The following is a 10,543-nucleotide window of genomic DNA, read 5'->3' as shown; positions in this document are numbered from 1 at the left end:
CACTTCTACTGACTGAAAAAGCCCTGTATTCATGCGGGTTGGCGCGGTTTTGGGGTCTGTTTACCTCTTGCACCAATGCGATACACGTTATTTTGTTTATTTATATTTTATAAAATTCATTTTTTAGACATTATTTATGGACTATTTATTCCTGAATGATCCTAAAAGCTTTTTGAGAGAATTATGATTAAAAACGCTACATTATTGATCATAATTAATGCTTTTAACCGATTTTCTTATCAATAAGCATCCTGGCCACCTGATCTTCATCCAGGAAGGTAAAAATGGATCATCTACATGTATAACATATAAATTATCTCTCTTATATATGATACTATATTTATCTAACAAATACAACATATTTATGGTATAAATCATATATTCAATATATTTATTAATTAATATATATTTGTTCTATTCTATAAATATTATATTTAACATACATGTATTGTTAAAAATATATAAGATACATAATATATATGGTAAATATAAAATATACATATTACATAGAAAACATATATTATATGCATTATATTAAGAATATATTATAGATATATGAAATATATTATATTTGAAATATTGAAAATATTGAAAATATAGATGATATATAACATCTATATTTATAGAGATATTAGTATGATAGATATGTTATATAACAAAATTCTGATTAATAAACTATATGTGTTATATAACAATGTATAAATTAATAAGATGTATATGTTATATAACATTGGCTTCTGCGCAGACCACAGATCAAAGAAACTATAAGAGAAGCTTCCTGAGAAGGCGTAATGATACCAAGATATATGCTTTTTGCTGAAAACAGCATAAACACAGGGGGTAGAACGCTTTAGAAAGAACAATAAACCTCATTAATGATATATAACATATATAAAAACAATGGAAATATTTTAGATCTTTCTTCTTGTGCCAGGACTTCTGGAAGGAAAAAATTGACCCTTGAAGAAAATGAAAATGATCCAATGACAAAAGAATTACATAAAAAAGCGAAGATATAATATGTAATATAAGTTATATAACATATTTAAATAATGTTAAAAATCTAGATTTTGGATAAAGCAAATAAAAATCACAAAGATAATATAAACTAAATAATATATATCGAATAGATATTATGTATATGATATATATCATTAGTATGGCGAGCGGAAAATATATTAGTATGTAATGATATATAACATATATACGACATAGATAATATATTGGATATATTTTACATATTATATATTGAAAATAAATATACCAACCCTTATAATAGTTTTTGGAAAAAAGAAATAGTAAGGGGTAGTAGTATGCGAATAATTGCATTTAGTAATCAAAAGGGAGGAGTGGCCAAGACCACTTCAAGTTACGCAATGGCTGTTGGCCTTGCCAAAAGGGGCAATAAAGTCCTGGTGGTAGATGCTGATCCACAGGAGAACCTGTCTATGACAGCTGGAATCGATTTAAATGAGATTGATCCTGATCCAGAAGATATTGAGCAGCTTACAGCAGAACAGCAGGAATACTTCTATAAGAATGTACCAGCCAAGCTCTTTGAGGTTATGAAAGGGGAAAAGGATATAAATAAAGCAATAATTCCTATTGCTGAGAACCTGGACCTCATTGTTGGTGGAATTGATCTTGCTTCCGCAGATATGACCTTTGGAGCACTTGGAAGAGAGAGACTTATTAAGGAAGCTTTTAGCAAGCTAAAAAAGAACTATGATTTCTGCATTTTTGATTGTAGCCCAGCTCTTGGCGTAGTTCTTATGAATATCCTGACAGTAGCAGATGAGGTAATCATCCCACTGGAGCCAGGAGCATATTCACTTCAGGGATTATCAAGATTATATAAGTTCATTGATCAGATCCACGATTTTACTAATGATAAGCTTAAGGTAGACGGAATTCTTGTTACAAAGGTTAGAAATACAGCCAATTCTAAGATTTGGATTAACGATATTGAGGAAAAGGCTGAGCTTTTAGGAACCAAGGTATTTAAGTCCAAGATAAGGCTTAACGTATCAGTAGAAGAAGCGCAGACAATGAAGATGGATATCTTCGAATATGCAGGGGGATCTGCAGCTGCAAGAGATTACGATGACTTTATTGATGAATTTCTGGAGGAGGATGAGTGATGGCAAGCAAAGCGAGTATGTTAAAGCAGGGTGCGAATAAGACTGGTAAGGGATTATTTGCAGGAATGACCAAGCTGGAAACCAGAGATGATGCGCCTCAGACAGAAAATGAAGTAACAAGCGATACTGAAAAATTGACCGGACAGGTCACCGAAAAAGCAGCCAGAAGACCTGTTGAGCCAGAAATTAAAAAGCCAGAAGTAGTAGAAGTTGTAGAAGAGCCTAAAGTAGAGCCTGTAGCTCCTGTAAAAACCGTAGTGGTTGAAGAACCAAAAGATAAAGAAGAAATTAATGTAGAAATTAATAAACCAGAAGAACCTGTTAAATCTCAGAAGGAGAAAGCAAATAGCAGATACGAAAAAGAGAAATTCCTTCTTCTTGATGTCAGGGGATACAGAGATTATGTAGAGCATATGGCTAAGGCAGCCAACATGTCAGCTACAAAGTATATCAGAAATCTTATTCAGCTTGATATGGATAAGAATATGGATATTTACGAGGCTCACAAGGCATTGGAAGAGAAGCTTAGAGGTAGAACAGGCAACTAAAAGCCTCTGTGTTAAAAGATTGGCTTACGCAAGTGATATATTGAGCCTTTTGGCTCACAAAAACGCAATAAAAAACCCTTGGATCAAAGATCCAAGGGTTTTAATATGCTCTGAATTATTTCTTCTTGCCGTTAACAGCGTCCTTGAGAGCCTTACCAGCTTTGAACTTAGGAACTGTAGCTGCAGGAATCTTGATAGCTGCGCCAGTCTGAGGATTCTTACCAGTTCTAGCTGCTCTCTTAGCAGTCTCGAATGTACCGAAGCCTACAAGCTGAACTTTGCCCTTTTTCTTGAGCTCTTTAGATACAGCGTCTGTGAAAGCCTTAACAGCCTTCTCTGAATCCTTCTTAGAAAGACCAGTTTCCTTTGCGATAGCATCAACAAGTTCTGTCTTATTCATGGATTATACCTCCCTCAAAATGTGAGTATTTTTACTACAAACAAAATTCTACTGCACTTTTGTACCTAATACAATAGGCTAAAGACGAAAAAATGCCAAAATTAAGAATGTTTTTTAGTGCACAATTCTGAAAAAGCGCTAAAGTATTGACTTTTTGCAAAAGAGTGTTCTAAAACTCACATTGTTGCTACTTTTTCCCTATATAACTTCCTAAAGAAGTAGGAGGAGAGTGCTAAAGACATGAGCTCAGCTATAGGAAACGCCCACCATACCATGTTGACATTACCTGTCTTTGAGAAAAGCCATGCTACTGGGATAAGTACAACAAGCTGTCTTCCAATAGACACTATCAGTGAGTAAAAGCTCTTTGAAAAGGCCTGGAAAATAGATCCCATGGCAATACAGACACCTGCTAATGGGAATGACAGGCAGATAGTCCTGAGTGCAGGAACACCAATTGCCAGCATGTCATCTGATGCTTTGAAGAATGACAATAGAAGTTCTGGAATCGCAAGGAATGTCACACAGCCAATAACCATGATTGAAACAGCCAGTACAATAGCGAACTTTAAAGCCTCTTTAATGCGGTCTTTGCGCTTTGCTCCGTAGTTATATGCCAAAACAGGAATAAGGCCGTTATTAAGGCCAAATACTGGCATAAAGAAGAAGCTCTGAAGTTTGAAGTAAACGCCAAATACTGCGGTAGCAGTAGCTGAAAATGTTCCAAGAATAAGGTTCATGAGGTATGTCATGGCTGAACCTATGGACATCATAAGCATGGAAGGAACACCTACAAAATAAATCTCTCCGATAGTAGATGCTTCTGGCTTTAAGATCTTCTTGATAGAAATGTTAATTTCGTTATTGAACTTCAAATTGCAGAAGAGACCTATGGATGAACCAACAAGCTGTCCGAGAACTGTAGCATAAGCAGCTCCTGCTACGCCAAGTTCAGGAAACGGACCAATACCAAAGATAAGAAGCGGGTCAAATATGATATTGATGATGGCACCAGTGCCCTGAGAGATCATGCTGTAGATGGTCTTACCAGTAGACTGAAGAAGTCTTTCAAAGGTCATCTGAAAGAATATACCAAATGAAAGGCAGGATACAATTCTCAGGTAAGTAGCGCCATAAGCAATGATCTGAGGGTCAGATATCTGTGATCTGATAAAAGGCTCAGAAAAGAACAATCCTATAATAAGGAATAGTATAAAGCTTAAAAATGTCAAAAAGATACCGTTGTTAGCTGCAGAATCGGATCTGTCAAATCTCTTTTCTCCAAGAGAACGGGAAAGGAGAGCGTTAATACCAACTCCGGTACCGGAACCAACAGCAATCATGAGGTTCTGCATGGGAAATGCAAGGGTAACTGCAGTCAGAGCCCCTTCACCTACTCTTGCTACAAATATACTGTCTACGACGTTATATAATGCCTGAACCAGCATTGATATCATCATAGGAAGTGACATTGAAATTATAAGTTGCTTTACGGGCTGTGTGCCCATTCTGTTTTCTTTTGCCATAATTATTCCTTCAAAATGTAATGAAACTTGTTACGGATAGCTAGTATAGCATAAAAAATAGATTCAGGTAAAAGAAATTTCATTGTAAGCAATAAAATATAAAAATCAGTTTCATAAATCACAAATAATTCACAGTATCGCGTTAAATTTAATTGCGCTCCGCATAATATAATGCTAAATTACACATGCTCACATCTGGGCACGTCTTCCATCTATTAGTTCCCCACACATTTTACGTCTTAGAATGTAGATAGATTGGCTTTCAAACGCACTAATTTTTCGTTATTATCTGAGAAGTTGGTGCGTTTCGTCTTTTTTTCTCAGAATATAAATGATAATATAAGCTAAGAAGACTTTTTATCGGGCGTTTCCGAGAAGGAGGCTAAATGAAGAGGAAAGTGCTTATTGCCGACGATACTGCATTGATGCGAGAGATGATCAGAGGAGCTCTTCCAGCTGAGGAATATCAGATAGTTGGAGAGGCTACTTCAGGGGATCAGGCTGTAGAGAAATACAAGGAAACCCAGCCAGATGTTATGATCCTTGACATCAATATGCCTAAGATGAATGGTATTGATGCACTGGGAGAGATCATGAAGATTGATCCTAATGCTAAGGTTATCATGTGCTCTGACCAGAAATATGAGTCAATGATCATGATGGCCCTTAAAAAGGGAGCTAAGGACTTTGTTATCAAGCCATTTACTTCTTATGATATACTTTTGGCGGTAAAGAAGCTCTTTGAATAAAATGACAGAAGGTGGAAAGATATGTTAAAACAGGTATCAATTTACGCGGAGAACAAAAAAGGCTGTTTCCAGAGTATTACTGGACTTCTCAATGACAATGGCATCAATATTCTTGGATCTGTAACCAATGACTCTGCGGAGTACGGTATTATCAGGATGGTCGTTTCAGACCCTGACAAATGCGTTGATGTGCTTAGAAACAACGGATTTATCTGCAAGACTACTCCAGTTCTTGCTGTAGAGTGTCCAGACGAGGTCGGAGCTCTTGATAAGATCCTTAAAACTCTTTATGCAAGCAATATCAATGTCAATTATATATATCTTTCCTTTAACAGAGATTCAGGTCTTCCTATCATGGTTATGCACACAGAGGATGCTACCCAGGTTGAGAATATCCTGATCAATAAAGGTTATAATTGCATGTAATCCCATAAAAACAGGGCTCTGCCATCGACAGAGCCCTTATTATTTACGATATAAATGTTATATAACATATTTAATACATATATAATTAGTTCTCGTTTGCCCAAGCTCCAACCTTTGCTGCATGGATTACGAAACGTCTGCCGCTTCCTGAGCTTCCGCTACATGTGGAGAGTGTCAGGAGACAAGGGTGATTACTAAGATCGAGAGAATCTGGCTTTTTAAATGCTGAGTGGCTGTAAATGAAATGCAGGAAGTCCTCGTATTCCTCGTCATTTGTAACTACTTTATAAGCATCGCTTCCAACGCTGGTGATGTAGAAAGCAAATATCTGGTACTGATAAACAGCGTTTTCTGTATATACATAGATGTAAGGATTTTGTTTGATACCCTCCTGGTCCTCGGTCTGATTGAGCTTTTTGAGCTTACCAAACATGGATCCGTTTCTCATATTGTGTCCAAAAATTATATCGTGATAGCCTGTGAAGGTCTCAGTGCTAAGTACGTCTGTGAAAAGACATCCTGCCTTGTTAGGAGTTCCATCAAAGGTGGTCCTGAGGTACTGATCGATCTCATTTTCGTGAACAACAGGATAGCTGATATCAAAATATGGGAAATAGAGCCATCCCACAAAGTCAGGATTTATTGACTCAAGCTGTGAATAGTTGATACGAAGAGGAGGATAAGTTGCGCCCTCTGGTAATTCGTCAGCTTTTGCGGTGGACACAGCATCATCTGTAAGTACTTCGTACTCAGTGTCAGCCACATTATATTCTTTATTGTCTCTATAAAGCCCTATGGATTCATAGACAATAACCCCCAAACATATGATAAATACGATGATTCTAAAGACTTTACTCTGCAGTATTTTCATTGTGTAACCCCTCTCCAACAGAAATTAGAAAAAATTTAGTAATATTCTCAATAAAAAAGTATATAATTAATTTACGGTTTTTTCCATTTATGCAATATAATTATAATTGGAATTATGATAATTCGACTATGGAGGAGAAATTCATGACAATTAACAAAACACAAAACGGAAACGAGCTGGTAATCTCTCTTACTGGAAGGCTTGACACAACTACTGCTCCACAGCTGGATGACGAACTCAAGACAGCGCTGGATGGTGTACAAAAGCTGAGCTTCGATTTTTCAGGGCTTGAATATATCTCTTCAGCAGGACTCAGAGTTCTCTTATCTGCTCAGAAGGTTATGAACAAGCAGGGCAGCATGATCGTTAAGAATGTAAGTGAGGAGATTAGCGAGATCTTCGAAGTAACTGGATTTGTTGATATCCTTACAATCGAGTGATGATGATAAAAGCCTTTCTTCATCAAACAAGAAAGGCTTTTTTGTAGCAGCCTAAAGGAACGTGAATATGAAAGAGCTAAAGATCGACGCTACAGTCCAGAATCTGGATGAAGTGCTTGCTTTTCTTGACGGCGAACTCGAGGGCATGGATTGCCCTATGAAGGAACAAATGCAGCTTGACGTTGCTGTCGAGGAGATATTTGTCAACATCGCAAGCTATGCATACGAGCCTGGAACAGGATATGCACTGATACAGATAAAAGAACTGGATGCTCCGAAGAGGGTTCAGGTCACCTTTATCGATGAAGGTGTTCCATACGATCCACTTCAGAAAGAGGATCCTGATATTACTTTGTCCGCAGAAGAAAGACAGATCGGCGGGCTTGGTATTTATATGGTCAAACAGAGCATGGACAATATCTATTATGAGCATAAAGATAATAAGAATGTCCTGACTATCGAAAAGAATATTTGAAAATAAGCTGGAGGCGTTGTCATGCCAAAGGGATCCAATCAGAAGCTAAAACTCTACTACGTTTACAAAATTCTTCACGACAAGACTGATGATAACCATTCGCTTACGATGCCAGAAATCCGGGAATATCTTGAAGGATATGATATAACTGCGGATAGAAAGAGCTTATACGACGATATAAACGCCCTCAGAGACCTGGGGTTTGATGTCATCGGAGAAAAAGATGGCAGAAACTTCAACTATCACATGGGCAGTAAAGAGCTTGAAATTGCTGAGCTCAAACTTCTTGTTGACGCTATTCAGTCGTCAAAATTCATCACAGAAAAGAAATCAAGTGAGCTGATAAAAAAGCTGACTGGCTTTGTCAGCGATTATGAAGCCTCCGGACTAAAACGACAGGTTGTAGTCCAGGGGCGTATTAAGACTATGAACGAAAGCATCTACTACATCGTAGATGAGATTCATAGTGCCATCAGCAACAATCAGATGATAAAATTCGATTATCTAACGTGGAATCTCAAAAAAGAGATGGTCCCAAGAAAAGATGAAAAGTACGAGGTAAGTCCCTGGGCCCTTAGCTGGGACGACGAGAACTATTACCTTATCGCTTACGATGACGAGGCTGAAAAGATCAAGCATTACAGGGTTGATAAGATCCGAAATGTGGAAATCCTGGACAAGAAGCGCCAGGGAAAAGAGCATTTTAAGAACTTCGATATGGCAGCTTATGCCAGAATGAATTTTGGAATGTTTGGGGGAAAAGAGGTAACGGTAAAACTTAAGTTTAAGAACGAGATCGTGGGAGTTTTGCTGGACAGATTTGGGAAAGGTATTTCCATAAGGCCATCAGATGAAGAGGGATGGTCAGTAGCCAATGTGGACGTTGCATTAAGTGAGCAGTTCCTTGGCTGGATTTTCTCTCTTGGAACCAATATTAAGATTATTGGCCCGCAGGAAGTGGTAGATAGATTTACCAGGGATATTAAGGCGATTAAAGGCCTATATTAGGAAAAAGAGTTAAAGGTTGGGGAAAATCATCATGGAAATTAGAAGAGCCCAAAATGGGGACATAAAAGGCATTTTAGAGCTACTTGTTCAGGTAAACATGGTTCATCACATCGGAAGACCTGATCTGTTTAAAGGACCAACTACAAAATATTCAGAAGAAGAGCTTAAACTCCTTCTTTTAGACGATACCAAGCCGGTATTTGTGGCTGTCGATGGAGAAAAAGTTCTTGGACATGCATTTTGCGTATTTCAGGAGCATAAGGGCGAGAGGCTCCTTGAGGACTGCAAGACCCTCTATATCGACGATATCTGCGTTGATGAGAACAGCAGGGGCCTGCATGTGGGAAAAGAGCTATACCAGTTCGTTGAGAACTTCGCCAAAAAGGAAAAGTGCCACAACATCACACTAAACGTCTGGGAGTGTAATCCAGGCGCCAGGGCCTTTTACGAGGCCATGGGCATGGGCGTCCAGAAAACCGGCATGGAAAAGATATTATGAAGAAGCCTTGATGATCTTGGAAGATCCAACAGGCTTAAAGTACAGACGAAGCAGGAACAGAGCACCGCGGACACAGATATCGATACACATGGCTGTCCACACACCAGGAAGACCAATTCTTGGTGCCAGAATAGAACCCAGAGTAAGGCGCACAGCCCACATACTGATAAAATTGATGACTGAAGGGCCAAGAGTGTCTCCAGCGCCCCTGAATACGCCGGTACCGACGATAGAAGCGGCAAACATAGGCTCAGCAAAGGCCTCAATCCTCAGGACCTTAACGCCAAGAGCCTGGATCTCCGGATCAGTTGTCATAAGTCCAAGAAGCTGAGGGGCGAAGATATACATAAGAATTCCGGTTCCAGTCATAACAAGCATTCCAAGAGCTGTTGCAAGCCACCCAAGGCGGTTTGCCAGCTTTTTTCTTCCTGCGCCGAGAGTCTGACCGATAATGGCAGTTGCTGCGTTGGCGATACCAAAGCCAGGCATATAGCACAGTCCTTCTGCGGTCACGGAAAAAGAGTTAGCTGCAAGGGCGATGTTTCCAAGAGGAGAAACAATCCTTGTTGCCATAACATAGCCAAGACCCATGATTCCCTGTTCAACACCTACAGGAACAGCAATTTTCACAGCTGTCCTAAGTTCCTCCAGAGTAAAAGGAATCCTTGCTTCTTTCCTAAGATGCAGAAGAGGAGAGCGTAGAAGCAGGAAATATAACATAACAACCGCTATCATTCCTTCAGCCAAGGCTGTTCCAAGAGCAGCTCCGGCTATACCAAGGCCTGCACCGGGGATCATCAGCTCTTTTCCCAGAATAAGGGCAGTTCTTGTGGGGAAGATCAAAAGGAAGTTGAAGATAATGTTCATAAAGCATCCAACTACGTTTAAGATGCTTGGAGTTCTGATATTTCCGCTGCACTGAAGCATTCCTGAAGATACACCGCACAGGTGGATAAGTGGAAGAGCAGCGCCAAATATGCGAAAATAGGTGGTGGATCCAGCTGCGATAGAATCACTTCCGCCAAGCCAGTAAGGAAGACGGCTGCTGACAAGAAGGCACAGCATGGAAATAGCTGCGCTAAAGCAAAGAACAGCAATAAGGCCGTGCTTAACGATGGCTCTTGCCTTTGCATCATTTTTGGCGCCGATGCTGTGGGCAACCTGAACGGTAAAGCCGGTGCTGACAGCGTTGCAGATACCGCCAATAAGCCAGGTGGTTGAGGAGATAAGGCCAATAGCTGCTGAAGGGTTGGCACCAAGTCTTCCAACCATGGATTGGTCAACATATTCCATTATCACAGTGGAAATTTGTGAGAAGATAGCAGGAATGCTGAGCATTGTGATCATGATGACCTGCTCAGTAAAAGACATTTCCTCGCCGTTTCGAATTTTCTCAAAATAATCAATCTTCATTTAAATCAAAATCCTTTAGAAATCAGTGAGACTAGTATAACACAAGC

The 10,543-nt window shown here is 39.1% G+C and carries 12 protein-coding genes; 8 read left to right on the top strand and 4 right to left on the bottom strand.

The window, feature by feature from the left end; all coding sequences use genetic code 11:
* Nucleotides 1-1,313: 1,313 nt before the first annotated feature.
* Together D6855_RS10105 and D6855_RS10100 are read left to right on the top strand one after the other, a co-directional pair.
* Complete coding sequence (locus D6855_RS10105) at nt 1,314-2,141, top strand: ParA family protein (protein WP_120740624.1); 828 nt, start codon at nt 1,314-1,316, stop codon at nt 2,139-2,141.
* A complete protein-coding gene (locus D6855_RS10100; RefSeq protein WP_120740623.1) occupies nt 2,141-2,689 on the top strand; it encodes a hypothetical protein in 549 nt (182 codons plus the stop codon). Before D6855_RS10105 ends, D6855_RS10100 begins: the two co-directional genes overlap by 1 nt.
* 115 nt (nt 2,690-2,804) lie before the next feature.
* On the opposite strand, the gene D6855_RS10095 is transcribed toward D6855_RS10100, so the two are convergent.
* Together D6855_RS10095 and D6855_RS10090 are read right to left on the bottom strand one after the other, a co-directional pair.
* Nucleotides 2,805-3,089 (bottom strand): HU family DNA-binding protein, encoded by a 285-nt coding sequence (locus tag D6855_RS10095; RefSeq protein ID WP_022766405.1) that lies wholly within the window; start codon nt 3,087-3,089, stop codon nt 2,805-2,807.
* A 176-nt stretch (nt 3,090-3,265) separates the two neighbouring features.
* A complete protein-coding gene (locus D6855_RS10090; RefSeq protein WP_243111861.1) occupies nt 3,266-4,615 on the bottom strand; it encodes an MATE family efflux transporter in 1,350 nt (449 codons plus the stop codon).
* A gap of 386 nt (nt 4,616-5,001) precedes the next feature.
* Between D6855_RS10090 and D6855_RS10085 the strand changes: the two genes are divergently transcribed.
* Nucleotides 5,002-5,364: a response regulator gene (locus D6855_RS10085; protein WP_120740621.1), complete on the top strand. Its 363-nt coding sequence runs from the start codon at nt 5,002-5,004 to the stop codon at nt 5,362-5,364.
* 21 nt (nt 5,365-5,385) lie between these two features.
* Complete coding sequence (locus tag D6855_RS10080; protein ID WP_120740619.1) at nt 5,386-5,790, top strand: amino acid-binding protein; 405 nt, start codon at nt 5,386-5,388, stop codon at nt 5,788-5,790.
* 85 nt (nt 5,791-5,875) lie between these two features.
* On the opposite strand, the gene D6855_RS10075 is transcribed toward D6855_RS10080, so the two are convergent.
* Entirely contained in the window at nt 5,876-6,661 is a 786-nt protein-coding gene (locus D6855_RS10075; protein WP_120740616.1) for a class B sortase, read from the bottom strand.
* Nucleotides 6,662-6,804: 143 nt separating this feature from the next.
* On the opposite strand from D6855_RS10075, the gene D6855_RS10070 reads away from it, so the two are divergent.
* From D6855_RS10070 to D6855_RS10055, 4 genes are all read left to right on the top strand, one after another.
* On the top strand, nt 6,805-7,101 hold the full coding sequence (locus tag D6855_RS10070; protein WP_120740614.1) for an STAS domain-containing protein: 297 nt from the start codon (nt 6,805-6,807) through the stop codon (nt 7,099-7,101).
* A gap of 67 nt (nt 7,102-7,168) precedes the next feature.
* Nucleotides 7,169-7,576, top strand: a complete 408-nt coding sequence (locus D6855_RS10065) for an ATP-binding protein (RefSeq protein WP_120740612.1) — start codon at nt 7,169-7,171, stop codon at nt 7,574-7,576.
* A 21-nt stretch (nt 7,577-7,597) separates the two neighbouring features.
* On the top strand, nt 7,598-8,584 hold the full coding sequence (locus D6855_RS10060; protein WP_120740610.1) for a helix-turn-helix transcriptional regulator: 987 nt from the start codon (nt 7,598-7,600) through the stop codon (nt 8,582-8,584).
* A gap of 31 nt (nt 8,585-8,615) precedes the next feature.
* Nucleotides 8,616-9,083: a GNAT family N-acetyltransferase gene (locus D6855_RS10055; RefSeq protein WP_120740608.1), complete on the top strand. Its 468-nt coding sequence runs from the start codon at nt 8,616-8,618 to the stop codon at nt 9,081-9,083.
* Here the strand turns inward: D6855_RS10055 and D6855_RS10050 are convergent.
* Nucleotides 9,078-10,496 (bottom strand): MATE family efflux transporter, encoded by a 1,419-nt coding sequence (locus D6855_RS10050; RefSeq protein ID WP_120740606.1) that lies wholly within the window; start codon nt 10,494-10,496, stop codon nt 9,078-9,080. The genes D6855_RS10055 and D6855_RS10050 overlap by 6 nt on opposite strands.
* Nucleotides 10,497-10,543 lie beyond the last annotated feature (47 nt).

This window comes from Butyrivibrio sp. CB08 (assembly GCF_003625485.1).
Taxonomy (GTDB): Bacteria; Bacillota; Clostridia; order Lachnospirales; family Lachnospiraceae; genus Butyrivibrio.
This window is presented reverse-complemented; position numbering and strand designations above follow the sequence as displayed.